Here is a 24,817-nt window from a genome sequence, read left to right as displayed (position 1 = left end):
CCGGCCATCTAGCTGTGGACGCGGGAGAGTTTGTCGGGTATGTGGCACGCGCAGCGTGCCACACCTACGATTTACGCAGCCTTGAGCGCGTCGCCCTCGGTTTTGTCCGCTTCATTCCAAGGAGCCTTGAACATGCTCCACACGGGGTTGTTGACCGTCATATCCATGTCACGGGCAAAGACGGCGAAGCCGTCAAAGCCATGGTAGGGGCCGGAGTAATCCCAGGAGTGAAGCTGGCGGAAGGGAACGCCCATCTTGTGGAAGGCGTACTTCTCCTTGATGCCGGAGCCGATCAGATCAGGCTTGAGTTGGCGCACGAATTCTTCAAACTCGTAGCCCGTCACGTCGTCATAAATCAGCGTGGCGTCTTTCATTTCCTTGATGGTCCGGTCATAGTCATCGTTGTGGGCAAATTCGTAACCCGCACCGATGACTTCCATGCCCAGGTCTTCGTAGGCGCCAACGGTATGACGAGGGCGTAGTCCGCCAACGTACAACATGACCTTTTTGCCTTGCAGACGTGGCTTGTACTTGGCAATGACTGCATCCATGGCCGGCTTGTACTTGGCGATGACACGTTCTGCGCCTTCCTGGATCTTTTCGTCAAAATGCGAGGCGATTTCACGCAGGCTTTCCACAATCTTGCTCGGGCCAAAGAAGTTGTATTCCAGCCAGGGGATACTGTACTTCTCTTCCATGTGACGTGCGATGTAGTTCATCGAACGATAGCAGTGCAAAAGGTTGAGCTTGACCTTCGGCGTGTTCTCCATTTCGGTCAGCGTGCCATCGCCAGACCACTGGGCGACTACGCGCAGCCCCATTTCTTCGAGCAGGATGCGCGAGGCCCAGGCGTCGCCACCGATGTTGTAGTCACCGAGAATGGCAACATCATAGGGTGTGCTCTCAAAGGGTTGGTCATCGCGGTTGGAGATGATCCAGTCACGAACGGCATCGTTGGCGATGTGGTGGCCCAGGGATTGGGAGACACCACGGAAACCCTCGCAGCGTACCGGAACGATGGTCTTGCCGATTTCGGCGGCCTTCTTCTTGGCAACTGCTTCGATGTCATCCCCGATCAGGCCGACCGGGCATTCGGACTGCACGGAGATGCCTTTGGAGAGCGGGAATAGCATTTCCAGTTCGTCGATCAGCTTGGCAAGTTTCTTGTCGCCACCAAAGACGATGTCCTTTTCCTGAAAATCGGAGGTGAAGTTGATGTCGCAGAACGAATCAACCCCCGATGTGCCAGCAAAGTAGTTGCGACGGCCCCCGCGCGAGTACGCCCCGCAACCTACCGGGCCATGCGAGATATCGATGATGTCCTTGATCGGCCCCCACACCACGCCTTTGGAACCGGCGTAGGCGCAACCGCGCTGCGTCATCACGCCTGGCAGCGATTTGCGGTTGGAGGTAATGCACTTTTTTGACTGGGTGATTTCCTTGTCATTGACCATCAAGTGCTTGGCGCGGTCTTTTTTGGCCTTTTCGGGATAGACCTCCAGCACCTCTTCAATGAGGGCCTGGGCCGATTCACGGGTTAGCTCGGTCATGCTCATTCTCCTTGCGCCGGGCTCTAGCTCGCCACGGCGCACAAGCGTTCAAGAATTAGGCAGCGAATCAAGCGGCCAATTCGGCTGCGGTCTTGCCTACAATCTTTTCGTCTTCCACTTCCATGATGCCGAATTCCATCAGCAACTCTTCCAGTTGCTCCATTTCCAACGGTTGCGGAATCACGAACTTCTTGTTTTCAACGATCTTGCGGGCCAGTGCGCGATACTCGTCGGCCTGATTTGCCTTCGGGTCATATTCGATCACTGTCATGCGGCGGATTTCAGCATGTTGCACAACGTTGTCGCGTGGCACGAAGTGGATCATCTGGGTGCCCAGCTTGGCGGCCAGCGCCATGATGAGCTCATCTTCGCGGTCGGTCTTGCGGCTGTTGCAGATGAGCCCTGCCAGACGTACACTGCCGGAGTTGGCATACTTCACAATGCCCTTGGCAATATTGTTGGCGGCATACATGGCCATCATTTCGCCAGAGCAGACGATGTAGATTTCCTGTGCCTTGTTTTCGCGAATGGGCATGGCGAACCCACCACACACCACGTCCCCGAGTACGTCGTAGAACACGAAATCCAGTTCTTCGTCATAGGCGCCTTCTTCTTCGAGGAAGTTGATCGCGGTGATCACGCCACGGCCTGCGCAGCCTACGCCAGGTTCCGGGCCGCCGGATTCAGCACATTTGACGCCACCGAAACCGATTTGCAGCACGTCTTCAAGTTCCAGATCTTCGACCGAACCGGCGTCTGCGGCCAGCTGCATGACGGTGTTCTGCATCTTGGCGTGCAGGATCAATCGGGTCGAGTCCGCTTTGGGGTCGCAGCCTACAATCATTACTTTCTTGCCTGCTTCGGCCAGCGCTGCCACAAGGTTTTGGGTCGTTGTGGATTTGCCGATACCGCCCTTACCGTAAATTGCGCATTGACGCAGTTTTGCCATGGTGCATCTCCTTGAGGGGAAGGTTGTTCGGGTCAGGCATGTGTGTTGCGTGTTACGGTGACACCCATGACGCTGACTACTTGGCTCTACAGTCGCAACGCGTGTGCCAGGTGCGGGTGGATTGACTAAGGTGTTGAAAAATAATGGATAAATCGAATTTCAACGATGATGTTAGCGGGTTGGCTTGCGACAATGACAAGGGCTTGTGTAAGGATGGCGACAAGGTATTCGACAATCCGGTGCTGCCTGCGTATGCACGCGTGTCGATCAATCGCTGCAATTTACCGGCGATTATTCTGGGTGGGGTGACTTTTCAGCGGCAGCCCTGTGATTTATATCTTGATGGCATATCCGAGTTCCACCGTGACCTGTTCTCGCGTCTGGATGCTGTGAGTGATGTGGCGCAGCGGGCACAGGTCTTTCGTGATTACGTCACAGTTAAGTTTTGCCTGGAGGATTTGGTTGCAGCGGGTTTGAGCGACAAGAGCCAGAAGCGCGCCAATGCCAATTGGATGCGCATGGTACGCGGCTGGAGCTTTGATGCCGATAGCCGTGAAGGGGCAGTGCTCAAGGGCTGGGTGGAAAGCCGCTTCGGCCTGTTGCCCCGTTATCATGGCGCGCCGTTGCGCGATTATTCCGAGCCCGCGTATCGGCGCTTTCTTGAAATGCGTTCAGCCGGGTTGTATGGCACCAATGCTCTGGAGTCGCAATTGGATCTGCTGTATGCCTATGCTCAATATGAATACCGCCGCCAGGGGGCGTTGGCCGCGCAAATGCTCTACCGGGGAATCAATCGCCTGGGGGAACATGAGATTCTGGCCGAGCATGGCCGCAGCAAATATGTGCTGCTCAACAACCTGACCTCTTTTACCCATTCGCGCGAGCGGGCAAGTGAGTTTGGGGACTACATCATGGAAGCAAAAGTCCCCGTGCAGAAGATCTTTTTCCACTGCCAGTTATTGCCTGGGGTGCTTCGTGGGGAGGATGAGTGCCTGGTGATCGGCGGTGTGTATGAAGTGCGGATTCGCAGTGACTGAGGTCCGGCTAGGTCAGCAAGGACACCACTAGCGGAATCGCAACAATCTGGATGAGCATGCCGCCGATGGCGCCTTCTACACTGATCCCACCAAGTCGCCTTGCCTTGAGCAGCAGGGTTTGCGGGTCGGATTCCCGCGTGCGCAGCTGGGCAAGTGCTTTCAGGCTGCTTTTGCGATAGAGGGTGTAAGCCAGGCTGCCCAGCGGCAGGCGTACCAAGCCGACAAAGCAGAGGAGCAGGAACAGGGCAGGGGGGAGGCTGGTGAGCTGATCCAGCAGATCAAAGTGTTCCATATAGCGGTAGCTGCCCAGCACAAGGGTGTCTGCGGCAAATACCAGCAGGCCCAGCGCCCACTGTTTGCGATAAAAACACCATAGCCCGCCAAATAGGCTTGCCCAGATGTGGATATCGCAGTGGTGGCGGCTCCAGGTGTCCAGGTAACGTTTTTCCTGCACGTAAGCCAGGAGCAGGCGCTCGTCGAAAGAGAGCCCCGCTTCTGCTCCGGTATCGGGCGGGGTGGTTTCTTCTGTGGCTTCTGCCGCCAGTTGTCCTGTTTCCATCAGCCGTAGAATTTCCTGCGCAGCTTCTAGCTGGTTGGCGCGCACGCGCAGCTTGGCGCCCCCGATGGCGGGGCTCCAGAGCAAATTCATCCGCACCATGTCTGCGTCAGCCACGTAGGCGTCGATATGCTCAGTCTGAAGCAAAGAGAGCAATACATGCGCCTGGGTGGGGGCAAGGTTGCTGCTGAGCGTGATGAATTCTTGGTTGGATGAGGTGCGTGCGTGGTCCAGCATGTGTCGTCGTGCCCGGAATCAGCCCCTGCATTGGCCAGGGGCTGCGTTGCCTTCAGCTATCTGTTATAGGCGTTTAAGCCGGGTTTTGCGCGAGTTGTACCTTTTTGCGGCGGTAGATGAAAATGCCTACCCCGATGAGGATGAGTACCGCACCCGCTGCGAACATGAAGCCAGAATCGTCCTCATGGTCGGCCAGGACGACCTTGTTTGGGTCTTCCGGCAGATATTTGATGGGCAGCTCGGTGAGTTCGTCGTTGTCACGGATCTTCTGACCCACGTCCTTGGAAACGGTGACCGTGGTTGAAATCTGCTGTTTGTCTTCCGTTTCAAACTGGATGGTTGCCTTGAACCCGCTTTCCTTCTTGCTCAGGCCCTTTTCCTTCCATTCGATGCTTTCGATCTGTGCAGAAACCGCTTTGCCATGATCTGCAATGGCTTGGCTGGTTTGTCGCTCGCTATACCCGGCAATAATGACAACAATCCCGATGAGAATGAATGCCGGCACGGTCAGTGCGTGGCGAATCTTATCTATGAAAGACACAAAACCCCCTGAAAATGATAGAAACGATCTGAAACCACAAGTATTTTCTATATTATTTGCATATTTCCTGCCGATTCTAACAAAGCATCATGGGCTTCCTTCCCGGGTTTGGCCTTGCCCCGACAGACGGAAGGCGGGTGAGTGCATGGAATGCTGGCATACGCTATGATGCAACTCTGATCATGGTCAGATGGTGATGTATCATCGACCTGGTTTTGACAAGGAGATCCTTACATGCAACCAATCTATTCCGGCGGTTCTGGCAATGCCCAAGGGGCGGTCAGCCGCGTTGAGTTCCTGCGTACCACCTATCTGTACCTGGCAGGGGCCATCGTCGCGTTTGCTTTCGCGTCTTTCCTGCTTAACATCCTGGGTGTCGGCATGCTGATGCTCAAAGCCATGAGCGTCAGTCGTTTTGTCTGGCTGGCTGTATTGGGTGCCTTCATGATTGCTGGCCGCATGGCCTCCGGCATGGCCGACAACGGTCAAGACAACTCCAAGCAACTGATGGGCCTGGGCTTCTACGTTCTGGCTGAAGCACTGATCTTCTCGCCCCTGTTTGCCTACGCCTCGATTGTTGCCCCCAGCGCAATTCCGGCTGCTGCCTTCGTCACCCTGATGCTGTGCGGCGGGCTGACCTGGACGGCATTCACCACCAAGTCTGATTTCTCCTTCCTCGGCGGAATCCTGAAGATTGGTGGCATGGTTGCTATGGGCGTGATCCTGTTCTCTGTGCTGTTTGGCGCTTCGCTGGGCCTGTGGTTCTCGGCCATCATGATCGTGTTTGCCGGTGGCTGCGTGTTGTACGACACCGCCCAGATCATCCACCACTATCCGACGGATCGTCCGGCAGGGGCCGCACTGCACCTGTTTGCCTCCATCGCGCTGATGTTGTGGTACGTGCTGAGCCTGCTGTTGAAGCTCTCCGGCCGCGACTGAGCGGCGGATTGGCAGCGAAAAGCGCCCTGCGGGGCGCTTTTTTGCGTCTACAACCCCAGCAGCCAGGCGGGTGAGCGCTCAATCAGCGCATCGGCCTGCTCGCTACAGCGGCTGAGCATCTCTGGAGCCAGTTCCTTTAGCCAGCGCTCGGGCAGGGCATCCTCGCCATGCAGCGCCCCCATGATGGTGCCGACAATCGCCCCTGTGGTGTCTGCATCCCCCCCGCGATTGACCACGTCCACCACTGCGGATTCAAAGCTGTCGCACAGATCGATGGCCTGCAGCACGACACGCATGGTGTCGACAATGTAGCCACTGGGGTTTTCAACTTTGTGTGTGCGGAAGCGGAAGAGCGGAAATGCCTCGACCAGCAGGTGGGCCTGTTGCATGACGGCGCGGATGCCCACCCCTGAAAGCCCAGCCTGAATCATGTTGACCACGGTAAGGGTGGCCGCGTCGGTCAATGGATTGTGGTGCGTGACTCTCGCCTGGGCCAGCGTTGCGCGGGCGACAGTATCAGCCGGAGCCCCCAGCAGTGCCAGTGCGATGGGGCTGCAGCGCATGGTGGCGCCGTTACCGGCATCTTCGGAAGGCGGCACCCAGGCTTGACCGGTGCGCCGGAAATGGGCGATACCACGGCGTACCGTGTTGCCGATATCGACGGGTTTGCTGCGCATCCAGGCATCGAAGGCGCGCGCGTAGTCCTCTTCATTGGGGGCATTGCGGGATGCCAGCCAACTGTTGCCCAGTGCGAGCGCCATGGTCGTGTCGTCGGTAACGGCGCCGGATGGCAGGCGCAACCAGCCTCCGCCGCGAATCCTGTCGTGGCGGCCATATTGCTGACGGATTTCACGTGGGGTCATGAACTCCACGGTGGCGCCCAGGGCGTCTCCCAGTGCCAGCCCAAGCATGGCGCCACGGGCATGCTTGCGCCAGCGCGCCCGCACCTCCCTGTTAGGGCTTACAGAAGAGGCGGTGGGTAAGCTACGCATGAAGGGGAGAACGCTCGCTTGCATGGGGGGCGCACCCGCCTATTGCGATGGCGGGCAGGGCTCCGAGGGGCTGCTGCACTGTTCCGGCGGAAAAGCGCGACTCTCTGGCAGCGTGATATGGTGGCGAAGCTGCTCCAGGTTAAAGCCCGCGAGGCGGACCTGGGCGATTTCCAGCAAAGGGCGGCGGATCAGGAGTGGCTCGCCAACTAGCAGGTGAAGTGCCGAGGCCACGTTATAATGTTCCGGTTCGATTTCACCGGACTTCACCTTTGGCGCATTGGGATTGAACCATTGCGCAACGGGCAGATCCAGAAGGAAGTCCAGCAGGCGCTGCTCTGTCCAGGGTTCGGTGAGGATATTGCGGACTTCCAGAGAATGCCCTGCCGCAGCCAGATGAGCGCTTTGTGCGGCATTGGTTTTGCAGCCGGGTTTCCCCCAGAAGACGATGTGAGCCATTTCAAGCCCCTTTCAGGCAGGGGGTGCAGCACCCTGCATACAGGTGTGTGGCGTGAGAGAACCCGGCGGATACAGCGCCTCTCCCAGTTCATCCACGATGGCGCCCTCCACCGGGCAAATCTCGGCACACTGTGGACGGGCAAAATTACCGAGGCATTCGGTACAACTTTGCGGATCAATCTCGAAATGAGGCTGCGACGCCTGGATCGCCTGATTTGGGCAGAGTGGCAGGCAGGCCCAACAATTGACACACAGATCGACGATTTCCAGTGCCATGATAAGTGCTCCGATGGGGACGGGAATCAAGCTGCCTTTATAGACACGTCATGCCCTGCGCTGTCCGTTCCTGGCTTGTTCTGCCAGTTTCCCCTGTGCGAGCATGGTCTGCCAGACCTCATCCAGCGCTGTATCGATGGCTTCCATCGCGTGCTCGCTATTGGGCTGGATGCCAGCGGCCTCGAGCTTGCCCCAAGGTTCAATGCCAATCCGCGAACACAACAGCACCTCGCAATCGGCCAATGCCGTGATGGTGCGTGACAAGGTTGTTTCCGCCTCGCCACAATCGGTTTCGCCGCCACAGTATTGAGCCGCGCGGCGTATGCCGATGAAGCGGTGGCCTGCCGCGTCAACCTCATACACCATGAATTCCTTGGCGTGGCCAAAATGCAGGTCAATTTGCGCACCACGGCTGGCAACCGCCATCCGCACCGGTCTTCCAGCGGGCTTGGCGCGGTGGTGCAGGGTAATGACCTGGGCATGTCGTGCGGCACGCTTGGTCTGCAGATCGGCATTGATGGCTTCGCGCAGGGCGATTCGGCGTTGCATGGCGGCAACCTCGTCAATGTGCATGGATTCGATTTTCTCAAGCGAAAACTCTTCGCCCCGATCTTCGCCGAGCATGCCGACAGCATCAGCCCGGCATTGGCGGCAGTGGCGCATCATGTTCATGTCGCCCGCACAGGCATCCTGCAGGGCTTCCAGTTCTTCAGATGTCGGGCCACGCTGAGCATTCAGGCCAAACCAGGTGCCGTGGGCAGGGTCGGAAATCAATGGCATCACATTGTGCAGGAAGGCGCCCTTGGCCCGCACCAAGCGTGAAACCTCTTTGAGGTGCTCGTCATTGATACCAGGGATCATGACCGAATTCACCTTGACCAGGATACCGCGTGCAACCAGCATTTCCAGCCCTTTTTGCTGCTGAGCGATCAGGACCTCAGCCGCCTCACGGCCCTGGATGCGGCGGTTACGCCAGAAAATCCAGGGGTAGATCTGGGCGCCGATGTCTGCATCCACGCAATTGATGGTGATAGTTACGTGATCAACCTTAGCGGCAGCAATCTGATCGACATATTCTGGAAGCATCAGCCCATTGGTGGATAGGCATAGCTTGAGGTCTGGGGCACGCTGCTGCAAAGCGGCAAAGACCTCAAAGGTACGCGTGGGGTTGGCCAATGCATCACCTGGCCCGGCAATGCCCAATACGCTCATCTGTGGAATGGCGGAGGCGACCGCCAGCACCTTCTTTACAGCCTGGGCGGGGGAGAGTACCTCTGAAACCACACCGGGGCGGGACTCATTGCTGCAGTCATATTTACGGTTACAGTAATTGCATTGGATGTTGCATGCAGGGGCTACCGCCACATGCATGCGCGCAAAGTGGTGATGCGCTTCTTCCGAGTAACAGGGGTGATCCTGCACCTTGCGCATCGTTTCTTCCGGCAAGCCATCATGTTGGTTGGCGCTGGCCCCACATCGGCTAGCGCTACAGCCGCCGGTGGGGAATGCCAAGGTGTTGGAGGCAGGGGGGATCAGTGCAGGGCTGGGCATGTCGGGCTCCTGATGGCTTTGTTTGCCCCTACTCCAGCAAATGCTGTGCCGGGTTTTAAAGTCTTTTATAAACAATATCTTGGCGTGTTTAAAGGAAGCGCCTGTCGGGTTGTTGACAGCCCTTTCTGTGTGGAAGACAACAGGCGATCTGCTTGGGAAACCCGCCCGATAGAGTATTTATTGTGTCTGGTTTTGCAATAATCCTTTGTTGAATGCATGGTTTATTGTGAGGAAGGTTTGCTCTATGCTTGAAGCCATCTGCCGTAGTGGCTCTGGACTTGAGGAAACAATCATGAAGCCCCAACCTTTTGCGAATTCTTCACTCTCTGCCTTGGCGCAGGCTGCTTGGACCTGGGTTCAGGAAGCGGATACACAGGCGCTGGGTAGCATGGTTGTGATGGGGGAAATGAAATGGCCGCTGTAATACAAAAGCATGTTCTTCATTATGTTTTCGACTCGCTTTGTGGCTGGTGCTATGCGGCAGCCCCCTTGGTCGATGCCGTGCGCGGCTTGGATGGTCTGCAGATTGTCCTGCACAGCGGGGGCATGATGGTGGGTGAGTATCGCCAGAAAATAGATATCCATTGGCGCGACTATGTGATGCCCCATGACTTGAGAATTGCCCAACTTACCGGCCAGCCATTTGGTGAAGCCTATTTTGAAGGGCTATTGCGTGATATGGGTGCGGTGATGGATTCCGAACCGCCTACAACGGCGATTCTGGCGGCAGAAGAACTCGGCGGGCATGGGCTGGATATGCTGCATGCCATCCAGCACGCCCATTACGTAGACGGGCGGCGGATTTCTGATCTACAAGTGCTGGCGGAACTGGCTGCGGGTTTATCGCTTGATGCAGAAGCGTTTCAACGCAGCTTTGTGCAGTTGAGCGGAGCACGTACGCACGAGCATTTCAGGGCGAGCCGAACCTTGCTGCAAGAGCTTCACGGACAGGGATTCCCCACGCTTGCATTGGAATCTGGCGAGGGGCAAATCGCCCGGATTGATGTGGGTGACTGGCTGGGCAAGCCTGAAGCATGGCGTCAGCATGTTTTGGAGTTGATGAAATCCTCAGGGCATATTCAGACGCAGGGCGAAGCGCCCATGTGCGATGTGAATGGCTGCAAGGTTTGAATGCGGCCCCGCATATTGACACGAAAAAGTAGCCAGCCCGCTTCTGCCCAGGCCGGTCTTTGAGGATGCCGATTGCGTGGCAAAGTTTTGCGTCGTTCTGCCTAGACTTTAAATTGATCCATCGCAGCGCGCAGATTGGCGGCCAGTTCGTCCAGATTGTGGGCGATCTGGGCTGTTTCGTTGGCCGCCGAGGAATTCTCGTCCGTCATACGTGCGACCTGTTCGATCTGCTTGGCAATCTCGTGGGCCACTATATTTTGCTCGGCCAGTGCGTCGGAAATGTTCTGTACCGCGCCCACCACGCCCTTGGCCGATTCACGAATGTCGTGCATGCGCTCGCTGGTTTGGCTTGAGAGGTCTTTGCCTTCATCAACCTGAGCGGTGACGGACTTCATATGATCCACGGCCCGTGACGAGGATTGCTGCATGGAGGTGACGGTGACGTTGATTTCCTGAGTGGATTTGGCTGTGCGCTCGGCCAGTTTGCGCACCTCATCTGCCACTACGGCAAAGCCACGCCCGGATTCCCCGGCGCGGGCCGCTTCAATGGCCGCATTGAGTGCCAGCAGATTGGTTTGATCGGCAACCTCCTTGATGACCGCCATGATGCCGGTTATCTGGTCGGACTGCTTGCCCAGCGAATCGATGGTCTCGCCTGCTTGATGTACAGCCGTGGCGATGGTCACCATTCCTTCGGAACTTTGCGCGACAATGTTCGCGCTGGCGGCAGCGTCATCGCCAGCAATCTTGGCCCGGTTCAGTGCTTCGTGTGAGTTGTCCGTCAGGTTCTCAATGGATGCGGTCATTTCCTGGATGGCGGAGGCCATCTTGATCGCGGCATTGCTTTGCGAGGCACTGAAATCGGCTACGCGGGAGGACGCCGTGGAGGCTGTTTCGGCCGCGAGGCGGATGCTGGAAGCGCTTTCAAGGACATTACGAATAGATTCCTGAAGCACCCCCAACAGCTCGTTGAAAGCGCGGATGGTCTGGCCCGTTTCATCCATGGAGTGGTTCTGTGCGCGAATGGTGAAATCCTTGGTCTGCGCCACGCTTACGATGCTCCGCCGCATGGCTTCGAGTGGTTTGACGATGGAGCGCACGATATACCAGGACAGGAGTACCAAGAGGACACCAATGATCAGCACGGCTCCCACCGTGGCCGACTGTGCGGTAGCACTGACGCGGTGGGCGGCTGCCTGACTCTCCTGCGAGGAGGCACTGCGTTCCTCCACCAAGGCATCCAGCGCTTTCTCAATCGCGGTTTGCGGCTTGAGTTCATCTTTGGTGACGTAGCTCTTGAGCGAAACAAAGCGGGTGACGAGTTCGCCACCAGGATCGTCCTTGGCAGCCAGCGCAATGGTTTCATCAATCTTCTTTTCAACCGCACGCCACTGCTGCAAGCTACCCTGGAAATTACTCCAAGCGGTTTCTTCTGCGGCCGTTTTGGGGAGCTTGGTGTAAGCATCCAGGCTCTTTTGCAGGCTTTGGGTCAGCAATGCCTTTTGCTTGACCATCGCTTCAAAGCGATCATTAACGTCATATTCCTGCCCCCAGGAGAGCGATTCGATATTCAGCAATCGGGCACGGATGACTGTGGTGCGCAGATTTTCCACTTCCCGGATCGCAGGAAGATGGTTTTCGGCAGTATTTTTCAACGCATGTGTGACGGATACCACACCAAACCAACCGATAGTGCTTGCCAAAAGCATTCCACCGAGTGCTATCAGCACAAGGAAAATCAAACGGCTGCGAATGCTGACCAGCCCGCCAAAGATTCTTTTCATTTTATGTTTGTCTCCTTACCGCGTCTGTTGTTATAAGCGCAACGAGTCCTTGACGCACCTGCTACGCAGACATTACGACGGCGTGAATTGAACTCCGTAGGAGGGATAATTCCTATGGCGTGACAGGTGCAATTGTGCACTGCATAGGTGAGCTGCTAGGGCAAAATGTGGTGTTGGTCGATCAGTGTGTCCGTTACCCCGCATGGATGCTTGGCGTTGGGGATGAGAGAATTTCTAGAAGAGGCTGACTCGATTGCACTGGGGTGGCGTTTCCCACCGCCATCTGGCTGAGGCTACTTTGATCTATGGCAAATAACGCCCGCCTTGCTAATCCAGCGTCTTGGGGGCTAATGGGTTCCTGATCCGGTTTGGTTTTCAGCGTATCAACCACGATTCTGGTGTAACACACCTTGTTTATGCCGTACGGTACCCCGTTAAAATCGCCCATTTAAGAGGGCGTTTGCATATCCTGATTATAAGGCGCTACTGGAATTCTGAGGTGAAGCAATGGCGGAGGGCGATTAGCGCGAACATCCGCTGAATATGACGCTCAAATCTCGTTCGGCCCCTTGGTCTTGGTCTTGCCCCGGCGGGCGTTACGGGTGGTTTCCAGATTGGAGTCCTTGGCTTCTGCCACCTTGGGATTGGCTACCGCCCGCTCAATCTGGGTCACAATTTCTTGTGCCGTGGCGGAATCAACGCGGAAAAGGTTTTTGCGCGCGGTCACGTCAACACGGGTAACCGTACCCGACAAGGCTTCCATCTCTACCGTGACATCCAGATCCCCAACGCGCCCCTTGAGTGTGTGGGAGCTGCCCGTGGCTTCAACCGTATCCACCTGTATTGTCATCCGTTTGGCCGCTACCAACAAGGCGCTGTCCATCTTCGTCAGTGGCTCACTGAATGTTCGCGTGGCCACACCATTGACCTGATGAGAAATGCCAGCACCTGCCCCCGCGCCCGCCAGGCTCACCGCAAGTGCCGCACAGCCGGTCATGCTCTGGGTGAGCAGAATTGCAACGCACAGGGTGGCAATAAAAGAAAACTTGGCAAAGCGGAAGGAAGTCGGTCTATTCATCACAGCACCTGGTGAGGCACGCGTTTGGGTGTTTGCGTAATCTTAAGATCTCTTAAGCAGCATGCATGCCCATCAGGGTCACGCAGGTTTGCGCCTGATAGACGGTCAATCGGGAACGGCCTCAGGCGGCCTGAGAGAAAGGCCCAAACTTGTATACATGGAGGCCAACACCCAGGAAGTGGATTGTGCTTTTATGGTTTGGCCGTTTTTTGTCACTTCCAGGCAAATTTTTGGCACGAGGGCGATAGGCTGCATGTTTGGGCGGACCGGCGGTAGGGAAGCGTGGAGCGGCTCTGACCCGCAACGATCAATCTGGATGCAGGCTTATGCTTGCCAGCCTTGAACGATATCCCCCAAAATGATCGCGTTTACTCTATGCAGTGATCAAATTTTTACTATAAACGAGTCAATAGACGGGGGATTGAAATGAATCAGAATGAAATGATCTTTTGTCGTGCCTGCGGCAAGCAGATGCATCAAACTGCGTTTGCCTGCCCAAGCTGTGGTGCGCCAACTTCGCAAGGCACCGGCAAGAGCAAAACTACGGCCGCCGTGCTGGCCTTCTTCTTCGGCGGTTTCGGGGTGCATCGCTTCTATCTTGGGCAGTGGTGGGGGCTGTTCTATCTTCTGTTCTCCCTCACCTTCATTCCCTCCATCATTGCTTTTATTGAGTTCATCGTTTTTCTGTGCACCTCCAACGAAAGTTGGGGTGCCAAATACGGCCCGGGCCGTCAGCAAGCTAGCTCCGGCGGATTGATAGCGATAGTGGTTATCGTGGGCGGATTCGTCGGCATCGCCATGATCGGCATCCTCGCCGCCATCGCACTGCCCGCGTATCAGGACTACACCGTTCGCGCCCGTCTTGCGGAAGCATATGCCGCTGTTCAGCCAACCACTGTGGCGATCGGCGAATATTACATGACCAACAAACAAGTACCACCCGATCTGAAAACCGTAGGGGTTGACGCAAGCCACCTGTCCAAACAAATCCGTAATGTCGAGCTGAACCCCGAAAACGGAATCTTGACCGTGTACGTGAACACCTCGGCTGGCGCAGATGCTTCGTTGCTCTTCACCCCAGAGGTGGATGCCCAGGGAAAAGTGATCTGGACCTGCTCATCAGAAACGATTCGCCAAGGCATGTTGCCCCATATGTGTCGTAAGAACTGATTTCAAACAGGGGCGCTCAGGCGCCCCTTGTTTCATCCCAGTTCCGCGTATTGAATTGGCATTGATCCAGTGGTTCGCTCCAAGCCCGATTCTGAATCGCTCCACTTTCAGGGGGATTGCCTTTGAAGAGTGAGCAATGAAGTGAGGTCGTTATCCATCAAGTTCCAAGACTTGTACCAAAACCTATATGTTTAGGGCATCAGAGATAATATTGTACCAATTTCTGTTTCGATCTCATTTCATACGCAATACTCGAAGGCTATTTTGGCTTGAATTTCGATGTGACTTCATTTAAGGAAATGCTGATTAAGCCATTGGTGTAGTGAACAAATGGTGATTGTCGCTGTCTGTAGAACAACAGCGGAGGATGCAATAAGATAAATGAGCTTTGGTGCGGGAGATGGTGTTCTCAAGCATAAGTGCCAGACGAGAAAGGGGTAATGACAGGGAGGCTGCAACAGGATATGTCCCATTTGCCAAGTATCTGATTCTCAGCGTATCGCAATGCTTATCTTCAAAGAGTTTGAAGGTTGGAAACATTCGCACGAATTGAGGTGGTTAAAAACAGGATTGCGGTGCCTTGAAGCCTCCCTGTCACTACCCCTTGTCAGTCGTGCAGCACCAAATTTGGTACTGAGTTACAGATTCGACTACGAAATCCGCCGTTGAACTTTTAAAGAAAAAAGGACTTGGAATTTCTTCCAAGTCCTTAATTTTTGGTGGGCCTCCCGTGAGTCGAACACGGCACCAACGGATTATGAGTCCGCTGCTCTAACCAAGCATGAGCTAGAGGCCCTAATTCTTTAAGGCGGCAAGGTTAGCAGGCTTGGCTTGAAGTGGGAAGGGCTTTGTGCCGGGGTCCCACTTCAGGCTTGCTGCTTAGCCTTCGCCGTCCAGGAAGCTGCGCAGTTTCTCGGAGCGAGAGGGGTGGCGCAGTTTGCGTAGGGCTTTGGCTTCGATCTGGCGGATGCGTTCGCGGGTGACGTCGAATTGCTTGCCGACTTCCTCAAGGGTGTGGTCGGTGTTCATTTCGATGCCGAAGCGCATGCGCAGCACCTTGGCTTCCCTCGGGGTGAGGGAGTCGAGGATTTCCTTGGTGACTTCCTTGAGCGAGGAGTACAGCGCTGCGTCCGCCGGGGCGAGCGTGGCGGTGTCTTCGATGAAGTCGCCCAGGTGGGAGTCGTCGTCGTCGCCGATCGGGGTTTCCATGGAGATGGGCTCCTTGGAAATCTTCATGATCTTGCGGATCTTGTCTTCCGGCATTTCCATCTTGACTGCAAGGGTGGCCGGGTCGGGTTCGAGGCCGGTTTCTTGCAGGATTTGCCGCGAGATGCGGTTCATCTTGTTGATGGTTTCGATCATGTGCACCGGGATACGGATGGTGCGGGCCTGGTCGGCAATCGAGCGGGTGATGGCTTGGCGAATCCACCATGTGGCGTAGGTGGAGAACTTGTAGCCACGGCGGTATTCAAACTTGTCCACGGCCTTCATCAGGCCGATGTTGCCTTCCTGGATGAGGTCGAGGAACTGCAGGCCACGGTTAGTGTACTTCTTGGCGATGGAGATCACCAGACGTAGGTTAGCCTCGGTCATCTCGCGTTTGGCACGGCGCATTTTGGCTTCGCCGGTGCTCATCTGCTTGTTGATTTCCTTGAGGTCCTTGAGCGGGATCTGGATGCGGTCTTGCAGGTCGATGAGCTTTTGTTGCTCTTCGAGTACGGCCGGTTGCAGGCGCATCAAGGTCGCGGCGTAGTCGGCTCCGCTGGCGATTTCGTTCTTGAGCCAATCCAGGTCGGTTTCGTTGCCGGGGAAGCTCTTGATGAAATGGGGGCGGGCCATGCCAGCGCGTTCAACGCAGAGGTCGAGGATCTTGCGCTCGTGCTTGCGGACGTTTTCTACCATGTGGCGAACGCTGTCGCACAGGCTTTCGATGACGCGGGCGGTGAAGCGGAAGTTCATCAGCTCGGCGCTGATCAGTTCGTGCAGTTCAAGACATGCCGGGTCGTGCGGGCCTTTTTTGGCAAGCACGGGGAGCATCTTTTCGTAGAGGCCACGAATGACATCAAAGCGTTCCAGCGCGTCTGCCTTGAGTTGGATGAGGGACGCGGACATGGCGCCGCCAGCGGCTTCATCCTCGTCCTCTTCCTCTTCTTCCTCGGCGGCTTCGAGTTCTTCCTCGTCGCTGTCGGGTAGTTCGGCGGCTTCTTCAACGGCGTTCGGGTCGATCAGGCCGTCGACGATTTCATCGATGCGCATTTCGTCCTTGGCGACTTTGTCGGCCATGGCGAGGATGTCGGCAATCGTGGTTGGGCAGGCGGAGATGGCGAGCACCATGTGCTTGAGGCCGTCTTCGATGCGCTTGGCAATCTCGATTTCGCCTTCGCGGGTGAGCAACTCCACGGTGCCCATTTCACGCATGTACATGCGCACAGGGTCGGTGGTGCGGCCGAATTCGGAGTCGACGGAAGAAAGCGCTTGCTCGGCTTCCTCTTCAACTTCTTCGTCGACCACGGCGGTCGGCACGCTGTCAGACAGCAGCAGGTCTTCAGAGGCAGGGGCGACATCAAACACCTGGATGCCCATGTCGGCAAACGTGGTGATGATCGATTCGATCTGCTCTGCGTCGACGAGGTCGTCCGGCAGGTGGTCGTTGATTTCCGCGTAGGTCAGATAGCCACGTTCCTTGCCCAGCGCGATCAGGTTTTTCAACCGGGTGCGGCGGACTTCGGCGTCGTTGCTATTGTCAGAGGGCAGGATTTCGATTGGAAGATCTTTGCCTTTGTCTTTCGCCCGACCTTGTTTTGCTTTGGGCAGGTCTTTGCGCGGGTCTTTTGCTTTTTCCTTGGCCATCAGATTCCTCGGTTCAAGGGCGATTTGTTCGGGAAAACCATAAATTCTAGGCTATCCAGCATGTTGTTGTCCAGATTTAAGCTTCTGTTTTTGCGAGAGAAGCTCGGCGTAATGCTTGCTTTGCGCGGCATCCAGGCGACCGGCGGCAGCAAGTTGTTGCAGTTGCAAGATGTGTGCGTCAAGGTTTTGCAGTCGAAGTTTGCGCAGGATGCCTTCGAGCTCTTCGGCTGCATTGTCCTCGGCAATCGGGTTGAGTTCGCTGAGCGCGATCAGTTCCCCAACGATGTCTTGTTGCGGGGTGTCGCGGTAGCGTTCCAGTAGATGGGCCAGCAATGCGGCTTCGTTGTGGCTGCCATCGTCGTGCAGGTCAATCAGGCGTTGAACCACGGGCCACTCTTCGGTTTGGCCAACCAGATCCTGAATGTCGCCGGGGAGCTTGCCGCAAAGGTCCGGGTAGGTGACCAGGGCATTGAGCAGTTGGCGATGGATGCTGAGCTTGGCACTACGTGGCGCGCGCGCAGGCGTGGCAGGGCGGCGCCCTGGTGAGCCTTCTTTGAGTTCAAGCGCATTCATGACTTCATCTTGGCTCAAGCCGCTCTCTTCAGCAAGCATGCGAATGGTTTGCAGGCGGAGAACGGGAGCCGCGATTTTGGGGACCAGTGCCTTGGCTTCGTGGATGAGGCGGGCACGGTCTTCGGCCGTATTCAGATTGAGATCGGCCTTGAGTTCGCGCAGCAGGTATTCTGACAGCGGCATGGCTTCGTGCACGGCGCGGTGGAAGGCTTCCAGGCCGTTGTCACGCACAAAGCTGTCCGGGTCATGTTCTGGCGGCAGAAACAGGAAGCGGATTTCCTTGTCGTCGGCCAAGAGTTCCAGGCTGTTTTCCAGGGCGCGGTGGGCGGCTTTGCGCCCGGCGTTGTCGCCGTCGAAGCAGAAGACGATGCGCTCGGCGTGGCGGAACAGTTTCTGGATGTGGGTGGCGGTGGTGGCGGTGCCGAGGGTGGCGACAGCTTGCCCGAAGCCGAATTGGGCGAGCGCGACCACGTCCATGTAGCCTTCGACCACAACGACCGTGCCACTTTCCCGAATGGCCTGGCGTGCCTGGAAGAGACCGTAGAGTTCGTGCCCCTTTTCAAACAGCGGGGTCTCGGGCGAGTTCAGGTATTTGGGCTCCCCGGTGCCAATCACGCGTCCGCCAAAGGCGATCACGTTGCCACGTTGGTCCAGGATGGGGAACATCACCCGATCCCGGAAGCGGTCGTAGCGCCGCCCGGCATCGTTCTGGATCACCATTCCGGCTTCCAGTAGTTGCGGGTCGTCGTAATGAGTGCCAAAAACGCTTTTCAGGTTTTGCCAGTCTGCCGGGGCGTAGCCGATGCCGAACTGTTTGGCGATTTCTCCGGTCAAGCCGCGCTTTTTGAGGTATTCAATGGCGGTGGGCGCATAGCGGAGCTGTTCGCGGAAATACAGGCTGGAGCGTTTCATCACTTCCAGCAGGCTTTGTGACTGGACGTGCTGCTCTGGGCTGGCATCTTCTTGCGGCAGTTGCATGCCCAATTGCTGCGCCAGATCACGCATGGCGTCCCGGAACGACAGGCCGCTGTATTCCATCAGGAAGCCAATGGCGGTGCCATGCGCTCCACAGCCAAAGCAGTGGTAGAACTGTTTGCTGGGGCTGACGGTGAAAGAGGGGCTTTTCTCGTTGTGAAAGGGGCAGCAGGCCATGTAGTTGGCGCCGCCCTTTTTGAGCGGCACATAGCGCTCAATCAGGCTCACAATATCTGTGCGCGCCAATACATCCTGAATGAATGATTCTGGAATCATTCCTGCTCCATAAGTACAACGATGGGGGGCTCGCAGCATCCGGGGGATGCCACGAAAGCAACGAGCCGTCACCGCAAGCCGCTTGTGCGGGTGACGACTCTGATTTTACTGCTGGTCAGGCTTTGGCAAGTGCTGCCTTGACGCGACCGGAGACTGCACTCATGTCAGCACGGCCCGCCAGCTTGGGCTTGAGCGCTGCCATCAGCTTGCCCATGTCGGCCGGGCCGCTGGCGCCGGTCTCGGCAATTGCGGCCTGGATGGCGGCATCAATCTCTGCGTCCGACAGGGCAGCAGGCATGTAGGCGGAAAGCACTTCGATCTCGAAGCGTTCGGCATCCGCCAGATCCTTGCGGCCTGCAGCGTCGTATTGGGTCACGGAGTCACGGCGCTGCTTGAGGAGCTTGTCAGTGATTGCGATGATGGCTGCGTCATCAAGCGTGATGCGCTCGTCCACTTCGCGCTGCTTCATCGCAGCCATCAGCAGGCGGATGGCGCCCAGCTTGGCTGTTTCTTTGGCGCGCATGGCTGCCTTCATATCTTCGTTGATGCGTTCTTTCAAGCTCATTGTGTGATCTCTCCGATGCAATCGCTACAGATCGTGAATGATATCTGGCGTAATACAAAAACCCGGTAACCCATTCAGGGTTCCGGGTTCGTGCCATCCAGATGGAAGCGGCGCCGGTGGGCTTCAGGCAAAGTGCCTGCAGCGTACCGGGGCAGTATTAGTACAGCTTCGGCGGCAGGGTTTGGCTGCGCAGACGCTTGTGCAAACGCTTCACGGCAGCAGCTTTTTTGCGCTTACGCTCCGTGGTGGGCTTTTCGTAGGATTCGCGGGCACGCAACTCAGTCAGCGTGCCAGCCTTTTCGATGGTGCGCTTGAAGCGGCGAATGGCAACTTCAAACGGTTCGTTTTCTTTGACGCGTACGCCCGGCATTCTGGTTCCTTGGTAGGCAGGGATGTAGAAGAGTCCACTAGTGTAATCACTTCCGGAAGAAAAACCAAGCCCCTTGTTGGCATGTTGTGCTGGCATGGCCTTGAATCGGCTAAAATGCAACACATGAAGCAAGAGATCAAGCGAACGCTGGTGCTGGGGGTTGAGTCCTCCTGCGACGAAACGGGTATCGGTTTGGCCGAGGTCGGGCGGGGGCTGTTGGCGCACCGCCTGTTCTCCCAGATTGATTTGCATGCGGCCTATGGGGGTGTGGTGCCAGAGCTGGCTTCCCGCGACCACGTTCGGCGCGTGGTGCCCTTGCTGCGCGAGGCGCTGGCGGCTGCGGGCTGTGGCCTGCAAGACCTGGGCGCGGTGGGCTACACCACGGGGCCGGGGCTGGCGGGCGCGCTCTTGGTTGGGGCAAGCTTTGCCGAAGCCCTGGCATTCTCATTGGATATTCCTGCGATCCCGATTCATCACCTGGAGGGGCATCTGCTTTCTCCCATGCTCTCGCAAGATCCGCCAGAGTTTCCCTTTGTGGCACTGCTGGTGTCGGGCGGGCACACCCAGCTCATGCGTGTGGGCGGGGTGGGGGATTATGAATTGCTGGGTGAGAGTGTCGATGATGCCGCAGGCGAGGCCTTTGACAAGACCGCCAAACTGATTGGTTTGGGCTACCCCGGTGGCCCGGCCTTGTCGCGTCTGGCGGCCACGGGTGTGCCGGGGCGCTTCAAGTTACCGCGTCCCATGATTCATTCGGGCGACCTGATGTTCAGCTTCAGCGGCCTGAAAACGGCGGTGCTGACGGCAACGCGCCAGCCTGAATTTGATGCGTCTCAGACGGCAGATCTGGCGGCGGAGTTTCAAGCTGCCGTGGTGGATGTGTTGTGCGCCAAGGCGCTGGCTGCGCTCAAGCAGACCGGGTTGTCCCGTCTGGTGGTTGCGGGCGGTGTCGGTGCCAATGCGAGCCTGCGCGAAGTACTCAAACGTGAAACGGCCCGTCGCCGGGCGCGTGTGTATTTTCCGGAGTTGGAGTATTGCTCGGACAATGGCGCGATGATTGCCTTCGCCTGTGCGATGCGCATTCAGGCAGGCAAACAGGGGGCGGGTACGCAGGGTGCATTTGCGATCCGCCCGCGTTGGCCGCTGAGCGAGATTGCGTAACCGTCAGGTTTCTGAGGTCGAAGCCGCTTTCTTCTTGCCGATTTTGCCTTCGGTGCCTGCTAGCAGACGGCTGATGTTGGCCTTGTGGCGCCAGATCAGGATGGCGCTCATGCCTAGGCTGCAGGTTGTCCAGGCGGGAGACTGGAGGAAGAGGTGGGCAATGATTGGTGCGGCAACGGCGGCGCTGAGTGCTGCAGCCGATGAGTAACGTGACAGCGCTGCAACGGCAACCCATACCCCCATCACGGCCACCCCAAGCAGCGGGGAGATGCCCAGCAGCACCCCGGCTGCAGTGGCAACTCCTTTGCCACCCTTGAAGCGCAGGAAGACAGAGAATACATGGCCCAGAAAGGCGGCGAAGGCGATCATGGCCTGTTGGCCCACGCTGATGCCCAATTCAGTGGCAAAGTAGCTGGCAAGACAGACGACCAAGCCCCCTTTGGCCGCATCCCCGACCAGGGTGAGGAGGGCGGCGAATTTGTTGCCGCTGCGCAGCACGTTGGTGGCACCAGGGTTGCCTGAGCCAAAGCTGCGAGGGTCGGACAAGCCCATGAGGCGGCTGATCAAAACCGCAAAAGGGATTGATCCGATCAGGTAGGAGAGCGCAAGCAGGGTTAGAATCTTTGCCATTTCCAAAAAGTGGGGCGAGCCCCAAAGGTCAAAAGAGAATGGATTTTATCTTCGTAGAGGGCTTACAGGTCGAAGCGCGTATAGGAATTTATCCGCGTGAGCGTTCAGCAGCCCAAATGCTGGAGCTTAACCTGACTTTCGGCGTGCCGGATGCCGCCGCCTTGCGTGACGACATTGCTGACACGATTGACTACGAAACCGTGGTCAATCGTATCGGCGAAGTCCTGCAACAGCACCAGTTCAATTTGCTGGAAACATTGGGCGAATATATCGTCTCGCTGCTATTCGAGGAGTTCAACGCCCCCTGGGTGCGGGTGTCTATCGCCAAGCCGGGTGTGATCCGCAATGTGCGCCGGGTAGGTGTCTATATTGAGCGTGGCCGTAATGGCGAGGCGCTACCGTCTTCGCCTCCCGGCCCCATCGGTATGCCGAGGAACTAAAATAGAAAAACGGGCGTTCAAGGTCGATCCCTGAATGCCCGTTTTTACGGTAATGCCAGCAGATTAACGCTTGGAGATCTTCAGATCATCCATTGATTTGCCTGTAGCCAGTTGCTCGGCAACCCATTGCGGCTTGCGGCCACGGCCTGTCCATTGCAGTGAGGCGTCGTCTGGGTGGCGGTATTGCGGCGCAACTTTACCTTTTTTCTTGCCACGTACCGGGGCGGTTGGTGCTGCGACGGCGGCTTTGGGCTTGCGGCCACGCTTGGCACCCGCTGCCTTGGCGGCGGGCTTGCTGTCGATCAGGTCTTCCAGCGATACGCCTGCATCCGAGGCCATCTTTTGTACTTTCTTGAGCAGATCACGCTTGGTGGTGTCTGTGCGACGGCTGATTTCAGCCTCAACACGGGCTTGCAGACGGCGCAACTCGCTGAGAGAAAGATTCGAAATATCCATTTGTCCAATCCTGTTTCGGCTATAAAAGCTCAGTCAAAAAACCAAGAAAAGGAAGTATTTTTGCCATGTTATGGAAATTGCCAATTGACATTCCAGCAGGGCTGATTACTTGCCTTCCGTCCGATTATAACAGTCTTGATGCATTTGACGTCATTTTGATTGTAAATGTCTTGCTGTACATATTTAGTTACATGCTTCAGGCATTGAATTTATAGTGTTTTGCTTTTTTTGGGCGTAGCGCCAAGATGGGAATTCTGGATATCCAGCCATCGCCGGGCCTGCCTGCAAGCTTGATGGGCGTGCGCTGAGCGGCAAGCGGAGGGGGCTTCATAATGGATTTGGATTTTGCCAAAGGACATGTGTTGTCCAGATATTTCATGTCTCAGGAATTCAGATTGCAGCGGCTCAGTTTTATTGGTTTTAAACTGCCGCGATAAATAATGGGCCGGTAATTTATTTGTTTTATCGGATTTTGGAAATTATCAAACACAGTGTTTGTTTTTGCACGGATGCAGAGGGCAAAGAACAAGCTTTGAATGCATGATCAAAAAAGGGGAGAAATTCTTTTTTAATTGATATGGCGGATATCGGCTCAGTCAAGCAAGACATCGTCATTTGGATGATCGGCGGTGGGCTTGCACAAGGGGGTATCAAGCATTACGCCTCAGCGTATTGCTTGGCTGGCAGGGCAAGACAGGCGACAATCATGGCAAAACGGAGTGGATGCTTTGGTGGGGGATTTGTAATAGATGTCTGGGCAAAAATATTGGTTTTCGCTTTGGGTAGGCATGTGTGTGGCCTCCGCTTGGGCACAGGGGGCTGAGGTGCCTGTCGCGGAATCGCCGGAGGTACAGCAGGCGCTTGAGTCGCTAGCTAACTGGCAGACCGATGCCCTGCATGGTTTGTTCATGCCTCGGCGCCAGTTTCCCCTGACTGGCGCCCAAGTGTGGCAGAAGCATTTGGCTGCCTTGGGCAAGGTGGTGACTTCCTATGACTTGGGCGATGGCATCGCCCACCAGCGCCCACCGGTGGATAACTTTACGCCGATCTTGCGTGCGGCTGAGCAAGGCAATGTAGTGGCCCAGTACGAACTTGGGGTTATGTATGACGAAGGGCGCGTGGTTCCGCGGGATCTCGCCAGCGCGCTCAAGTGGTATCGTCTTGCCGCCGACCAAGGGAGTGCATTGGCGCAAAATAACCTGGGCGTGCTGTATTACCAGGGTAATGGGGTGGCGCAGGATTTTGCTGCGGCGCTCAAATGCTATCGTCTCGCCGCCGCGCAAGGTAATGGCAATGCGGAATATAACCTGGGCCTGATGTATATGCGTGCCGAGGGGGTGGCTAAGGATGTCGGCGAAGGGCTGCGCTGGTATCGGCTTGCTGCCGCCCATGGGCAGGCGTCTGCCCAATATTCTCTGGGGGCGTTTTATCGGGATGGCACTTTGGTTGCCGTTGATGCCTCGGAGTCCATCAAGTGGTTGCGCATGGCTGCCCAGCAGGGGCATGTTCTGGCGCAGTATTCATTGGCGGTGGCGTATCACTTCGGCCAGGGGGTGAAGCAGGATTTTGCCGAAGCGGCCAAGTGGTATCTGCCTGCTGTAAATAGTGGCTATGCCGACGCGCAAAACAATCTGGCGGTTTTGTATGCCAATGGCGCAGGCGTTGATCGTGACCCGGAAAAAGCCGCCCGGCTGTATCGTCTGGCCGCAGAGCAAGGCATGGTGATGGCCCAGAACAGCCTTGGTGTGGCGTATCAGTATGGAGCCGGGGTCGAAAAGGACTATCAGGAAGCCTTCATCTGGTATCGGCGAGCTGCCACACAGGGCAATGCCAATGCCCAATACAATCTCGGGCGTTTATATCTTGCAGGCCAGGGCGTACAAAAGAATTCGGCAGAAAGCGTGAAGTGGTTGCAGCGTGCAGCGGAGCAGGGGCTGCCTGCGGCGCAGTATTCAATGGGCTTTCTCTACTGGGCAGGGGGCGCAGACTTGATGCCCAACCCTGATGTTGGGCTTAAATGGATGACTCAGGCTGCGACCAAGGGCTATGTCTTCGCACAGCGTAGCCTGGGTGAGTGGTATGCGCATGGAGGGGTAATAGCACAGGATTATGCGCTCGCCATGAAGTGGTATCTCAAGGCGGCCGAGCAGGGGGATGTGGCGGCCATGTATGCAATCGGCAAAATGTACGACGAGGGCAATGGCGTAGCCCTGGATCATGCCGAGGCGCTCAAGTGGTATCGGAAGGTGACAGACGCCCGTCCGTCTCCTTGAT

Annotated in this window: 25 protein-coding genes and 1 tRNA gene; 8 read left to right on the top strand and 18 right to left on the bottom strand. The window is 56.6% G+C overall.

The window, feature by feature from the left end; genetic code table 11:
• Positions 1-71: 71 nt before the first annotated feature.
• Together nifD and nifH are read right to left on the bottom strand one after the other, a co-directional pair.
• Positions 72-1,550 carry a nitrogenase molybdenum-iron protein alpha chain gene (gene nifD, locus B145_RS0113095; RefSeq protein WP_018607903.1) on the bottom strand — a complete coding sequence of 493 codons (1,479 nt, stop codon included), beginning with the start codon at positions 1,548-1,550 and terminating at the stop codon, positions 72-74.
• Positions 1,551-1,617: 67 nt separating this feature from the next.
• On the bottom strand, positions 1,618-2,499 hold the full coding sequence (gene nifH, locus B145_RS0113090) for a nitrogenase iron protein (RefSeq protein WP_018607902.1): 882 nt from the start codon (positions 2,497-2,499) through the stop codon (positions 1,618-1,620).
• A gap of 143 nt (positions 2,500-2,642) precedes the next feature.
• On the opposite strand from nifH, the gene B145_RS0113085 reads away from it, so the two are divergent.
• Positions 2,643-3,536: an NAD(+)--dinitrogen-reductase ADP-D-ribosyltransferase gene (locus B145_RS0113085; protein WP_018607901.1), complete on the top strand. Its 894-nt coding sequence runs from the start codon at positions 2,643-2,645 to the stop codon at positions 3,534-3,536.
• A 7-nt stretch (positions 3,537-3,543) separates the two neighbouring features.
• Here B145_RS0113085 and B145_RS25565 read toward each other — a convergent pair whose 3' ends face one another.
• Together B145_RS25565 and B145_RS0113075 are read right to left on the bottom strand one after the other, a co-directional pair.
• Positions 3,544-4,329 carry a hypothetical protein gene (locus B145_RS25565; protein WP_018607900.1) on the bottom strand — a complete coding sequence of 262 codons (786 nt, stop codon included), beginning with the start codon at positions 4,327-4,329 and terminating at the stop codon, positions 3,544-3,546.
• 73 nt (positions 4,330-4,402) lie between these two features.
• Positions 4,403-4,870 carry a DUF3592 domain-containing protein gene (locus B145_RS0113075; RefSeq protein WP_018607899.1) on the bottom strand — a complete coding sequence of 156 codons (468 nt, stop codon included), beginning with the start codon at positions 4,868-4,870 and terminating at the stop codon, positions 4,403-4,405.
• A 234-nt stretch (positions 4,871-5,104) separates the two neighbouring features.
• Here B145_RS0113075 and B145_RS0113070 point away from each other — a divergent pair, with 234 nt between their 5' ends.
• Positions 5,105-5,809 (top strand): Bax inhibitor-1/YccA family protein, encoded by a 705-nt coding sequence (locus B145_RS0113070; protein ID WP_018607898.1) that lies wholly within the window; start codon positions 5,105-5,107, stop codon positions 5,807-5,809.
• A gap of 47 nt (positions 5,810-5,856) precedes the next feature.
• Here the strand turns inward: B145_RS0113070 and draG are convergent, their stop codons facing one another.
• The 4 genes from draG to nifB are packed head-to-tail and all read right to left on the bottom strand — an operon-like array spanning position 5,857 to position 9,084.
• Positions 5,857-6,825: an ADP-ribosyl-[dinitrogen reductase] hydrolase gene (gene draG, locus B145_RS0113065; RefSeq protein ID WP_245541858.1), complete on the bottom strand. Its 969-nt coding sequence runs from the start codon at positions 6,823-6,825 to the stop codon at positions 5,857-5,859.
• Positions 6,826-6,840: 15 nt separating this feature from the next.
• Positions 6,841-7,257, bottom strand: coding sequence for a thioredoxin domain-containing protein (locus B145_RS0113060; RefSeq protein WP_018607896.1), 417 nt, complete (start codon positions 7,255-7,257; stop codon positions 6,841-6,843).
• 12 nt (positions 7,258-7,269) lie between these two features.
• Positions 7,270-7,533 carry a 4Fe-4S binding protein gene (locus B145_RS0113055; RefSeq protein WP_018607895.1) on the bottom strand — a complete coding sequence of 88 codons (264 nt, stop codon included), beginning with the start codon at positions 7,531-7,533 and terminating at the stop codon, positions 7,270-7,272.
• Between the two features lie 48 nt (positions 7,534-7,581).
• Entirely contained in the window at positions 7,582-9,084 is a 1,503-nt protein-coding gene (gene nifB, locus B145_RS0113050) for a nitrogenase cofactor biosynthesis protein NifB (protein WP_018607894.1), read from the bottom strand.
• Positions 9,085-9,376: 292 nt separating this feature from the next.
• Here nifB and B145_RS29505 point away from each other — a divergent pair, with 292 nt between their 5' ends.
• A complete protein-coding gene (locus tag B145_RS29505) occupies positions 9,377-9,508 on the top strand; it encodes a hypothetical protein (RefSeq protein ID WP_281167670.1) in 132 nt (43 codons plus the stop codon).
• Complete coding sequence (locus B145_RS0113040) at positions 9,496-10,215, top strand: DsbA family protein (RefSeq protein ID WP_018607892.1); 720 nt, start codon at positions 9,496-9,498, stop codon at positions 10,213-10,215. The genes B145_RS29505 and B145_RS0113040 overlap by 13 nt, the downstream gene beginning before the upstream one ends.
• Before the next feature lie 101 nt (positions 10,216-10,316).
• On the opposite strand, the gene B145_RS27540 is transcribed toward B145_RS0113040, so the two are convergent.
• A complete protein-coding gene (locus B145_RS27540) occupies positions 10,317-11,999 on the bottom strand; it encodes a methyl-accepting chemotaxis protein (RefSeq protein ID WP_018607891.1) in 1,683 nt (560 codons plus the stop codon).
• 550 nt (positions 12,000-12,549) lie between these two features.
• Positions 12,550-13,077: a DUF3568 family protein gene (locus B145_RS0113025; RefSeq protein WP_018607889.1), complete on the bottom strand. Its 528-nt coding sequence runs from the start codon at positions 13,075-13,077 to the stop codon at positions 12,550-12,552.
• Between the two features lie 426 nt (positions 13,078-13,503).
• On the opposite strand from B145_RS0113025, the gene B145_RS28120 reads away from it, so the two are divergent.
• On the top strand, positions 13,504-14,247 hold the full coding sequence (locus tag B145_RS28120) for an NINE protein (RefSeq protein WP_018607888.1): 744 nt from the start codon (positions 13,504-13,506) through the stop codon (positions 14,245-14,247).
• Positions 14,248-14,964: 717 nt separating this feature from the next.
• On the opposite strand, the gene B145_RS0113015 is transcribed toward B145_RS28120, so the two are convergent.
• The 5 genes from B145_RS0113015 to rpsU form a co-directional block, all read right to left on the bottom strand.
• A tRNA-Ile gene (locus B145_RS0113015) sits at positions 14,965-15,043 on the bottom strand.
• 83 nt (positions 15,044-15,126) lie between these two features.
• Positions 15,127-17,097, bottom strand: coding sequence for an RNA polymerase sigma factor RpoD (gene rpoD / locus B145_RS0113010; RefSeq protein WP_018607887.1), 1,971 nt, complete (start codon positions 17,095-17,097; stop codon positions 15,127-15,129).
• A 51-nt stretch (positions 17,098-17,148) separates the two neighbouring features.
• The gene (gene dnaG / locus B145_RS0113005) at positions 17,149-18,921 is read right to left on the bottom strand and encodes a DNA primase (protein ID WP_018607886.1); all 1,773 of its coding nucleotides are present in this window, start codon (positions 18,919-18,921) and stop codon (positions 17,149-17,151) included.
• Positions 18,922-19,036: 115 nt separating this feature from the next.
• A complete protein-coding gene (locus tag B145_RS0113000) occupies positions 19,037-19,486 on the bottom strand; it encodes a GatB/YqeY domain-containing protein (protein WP_018607884.1) in 450 nt (149 codons plus the stop codon).
• Positions 19,487-19,643: 157 nt separating this feature from the next.
• On the bottom strand, positions 19,644-19,856 hold the full coding sequence (gene rpsU / locus B145_RS0112995; RefSeq protein WP_018607882.1) for a 30S ribosomal protein S21: 213 nt from the start codon (positions 19,854-19,856) through the stop codon (positions 19,644-19,646).
• A 114-nt stretch (positions 19,857-19,970) separates the two neighbouring features.
• Between rpsU and tsaD the strand changes: the two genes are divergently transcribed.
• The gene (tsaD, locus tag B145_RS0112990) at positions 19,971-21,017 is read left to right on the top strand and encodes a tRNA (adenosine(37)-N6)-threonylcarbamoyltransferase complex transferase subunit TsaD (protein WP_018607881.1); all 1,047 of its coding nucleotides are present in this window, start codon (positions 19,971-19,973) and stop codon (positions 21,015-21,017) included.
• A gap of 3 nt (positions 21,018-21,020) precedes the next feature.
• Here the strand turns inward: tsaD and plsY are convergent, their stop codons facing one another.
• Positions 21,021-21,647, bottom strand: coding sequence for a glycerol-3-phosphate 1-O-acyltransferase PlsY (gene plsY, locus B145_RS0112985; RefSeq protein ID WP_018607879.1), 627 nt, complete (start codon positions 21,645-21,647; stop codon positions 21,021-21,023).
• Between the two features lie 38 nt (positions 21,648-21,685).
• On the opposite strand from plsY, the gene B145_RS0112980 reads away from it, so the two are divergent.
• Positions 21,686-22,087 carry a dihydroneopterin aldolase gene (locus tag B145_RS0112980; protein ID WP_026259103.1) on the top strand — a complete coding sequence of 134 codons (402 nt, stop codon included), beginning with the start codon at positions 21,686-21,688 and terminating at the stop codon, positions 22,085-22,087.
• A gap of 63 nt (positions 22,088-22,150) precedes the next feature.
• Here B145_RS0112980 and B145_RS0112975 read toward each other — a convergent pair whose 3' ends face one another.
• Positions 22,151-22,543, bottom strand: a complete 393-nt coding sequence (locus tag B145_RS0112975; protein WP_018607875.1) for an H-NS histone family protein — start codon at positions 22,541-22,543, stop codon at positions 22,151-22,153.
• Between the two features lie 196 nt (positions 22,544-22,739).
• On the bottom strand, positions 22,740-22,922 hold the full coding sequence (locus B145_RS0112970; RefSeq protein ID WP_018607873.1) for a hypothetical protein: 183 nt from the start codon (positions 22,920-22,922) through the stop codon (positions 22,740-22,742).
• 370 nt (positions 22,923-23,292) lie between these two features.
• On the opposite strand from B145_RS0112970, the gene B145_RS25550 reads away from it, so the two are divergent.
• Positions 23,293-24,816, top strand: a complete 1,524-nt coding sequence (locus B145_RS25550) for an SEL1-like repeat protein (protein WP_018607871.1) — start codon at positions 23,293-23,295, stop codon at positions 24,814-24,816.
• Position 24,817: the final 1 nt, after the last annotated feature.

Source organism: Uliginosibacterium gangwonense DSM 18521 (genome assembly GCF_000373965.1).
Taxonomy (GTDB): domain Bacteria; phylum Pseudomonadota; class Gammaproteobacteria; order Burkholderiales; family Rhodocyclaceae; genus Uliginosibacterium; species Uliginosibacterium gangwonense.
Note: the sequence above shows the minus strand (reverse complement) of the source record. Positions and strands in the feature narration are given on the sequence as shown.

What these genes read in the sequence shown, in the direction of transcription:
- nifD (WP_018607903.1), bottom strand. Translation starts at nt 1,550, where the DNA reads ATGACCGAGCTAACCCGTGAATCGGCCCAGGCCCTCATTGAAGAGGTG.
- nifH (WP_018607902.1), bottom strand. Translation starts at nt 2,499, where the DNA reads ATGGCAAAACTGCGTCAATGCGCAATTTACGGTAAGGGCGGTATCGGC.
- B145_RS0113085 (WP_018607901.1), top strand. Translation starts at nt 2,643, where the DNA reads ATGGATAAATCGAATTTCAACGATGATGTTAGCGGGTTGGCTTGCGAC.
- B145_RS25565 (WP_018607900.1), bottom strand. Translation starts at nt 4,329, where the DNA reads ATGCTGGACCACGCACGCACCTCATCCAACCAAGAATTCATCACGCTC.
- B145_RS0113070 (WP_018607898.1), top strand. Translation starts at nt 5,105, where the DNA reads ATGCAACCAATCTATTCCGGCGGTTCTGGCAATGCCCAAGGGGCGGTC.
- draG (WP_245541858.1), bottom strand. Translation starts at nt 6,825, where the DNA reads ATGCAAGCGAGCGTTCTCCCCTTCATGCGTAGCTTACCCACCGCCTCT.
- B145_RS0113060 (WP_018607896.1), bottom strand. Translation starts at nt 7,257, where the DNA reads ATGGCTCACATCGTCTTCTGGGGGAAACCCGGCTGCAAAACCAATGCC.
- B145_RS0113055 (WP_018607895.1), bottom strand. Translation starts at nt 7,533, where the DNA reads ATGGCACTGGAAATCGTCGATCTGTGTGTCAATTGTTGGGCCTGCCTG.
- nifB (WP_018607894.1), bottom strand. Translation starts at nt 9,084, where the DNA reads ATGCCCAGCCCTGCACTGATCCCCCCTGCCTCCAACACCTTGGCATTC.
- B145_RS29505 (WP_281167670.1), top strand. Translation starts at nt 9,377, where the DNA reads ATGAAGCCCCAACCTTTTGCGAATTCTTCACTCTCTGCCTTGGCGCAG.
- B145_RS0113040 (WP_018607892.1), top strand. Translation starts at nt 9,496, where the DNA reads ATGGCCGCTGTAATACAAAAGCATGTTCTTCATTATGTTTTCGACTCG.
- B145_RS27540 (WP_018607891.1), bottom strand. Translation starts at nt 11,999, where the DNA reads ATGAAAAGAATCTTTGGCGGGCTGGTCAGCATTCGCAGCCGTTTGATT.
- B145_RS0113025 (WP_018607889.1), bottom strand. Translation starts at nt 13,077, where the DNA reads ATGAATAGACCGACTTCCTTCCGCTTTGCCAAGTTTTCTTTTATTGCC.
- B145_RS28120 (WP_018607888.1), top strand. Translation starts at nt 13,504, where the DNA reads ATGAATCAGAATGAAATGATCTTTTGTCGTGCCTGCGGCAAGCAGATG.
- rpoD (WP_018607887.1), bottom strand. Translation starts at nt 17,097, where the DNA reads ATGGCCAAGGAAAAAGCAAAAGACCCGCGCAAAGACCTGCCCAAAGCA.
- dnaG (WP_018607886.1), bottom strand. Translation starts at nt 18,921, where the DNA reads ATGATTCCAGAATCATTCATTCAGGATGTATTGGCGCGCACAGATATT.
- B145_RS0113000 (WP_018607884.1), bottom strand. Translation starts at nt 19,486, where the DNA reads ATGAGCTTGAAAGAACGCATCAACGAAGATATGAAGGCAGCCATGCGC.
- rpsU (WP_018607882.1), bottom strand. Translation starts at nt 19,856, where the DNA reads ATGCCGGGCGTACGCGTCAAAGAAAACGAACCGTTTGAAGTTGCCATT.
- tsaD (WP_018607881.1), top strand. Translation starts at nt 19,971, where the DNA reads ATGCAACACATGAAGCAAGAGATCAAGCGAACGCTGGTGCTGGGGGTT.
- plsY (WP_018607879.1), bottom strand. Translation starts at nt 21,647, where the DNA reads ATGGCAAAGATTCTAACCCTGCTTGCGCTCTCCTACCTGATCGGATCA.
- B145_RS0112980 (WP_026259103.1), top strand. Translation starts at nt 21,686, where the DNA reads ATGGATTTTATCTTCGTAGAGGGCTTACAGGTCGAAGCGCGTATAGGA.
- B145_RS0112975 (WP_018607875.1), bottom strand. Translation starts at nt 22,543, where the DNA reads ATGGATATTTCGAATCTTTCTCTCAGCGAGTTGCGCCGTCTGCAAGCC.
- B145_RS0112970 (WP_018607873.1), bottom strand. Translation starts at nt 22,922, where the DNA reads ATGAAATATCTGGACAACACATGTCCTTTGGCAAAATCCAAATCCATT.
- B145_RS25550 (WP_018607871.1), top strand. Translation starts at nt 23,293, where the DNA reads ATGTCTGGGCAAAAATATTGGTTTTCGCTTTGGGTAGGCATGTGTGTG.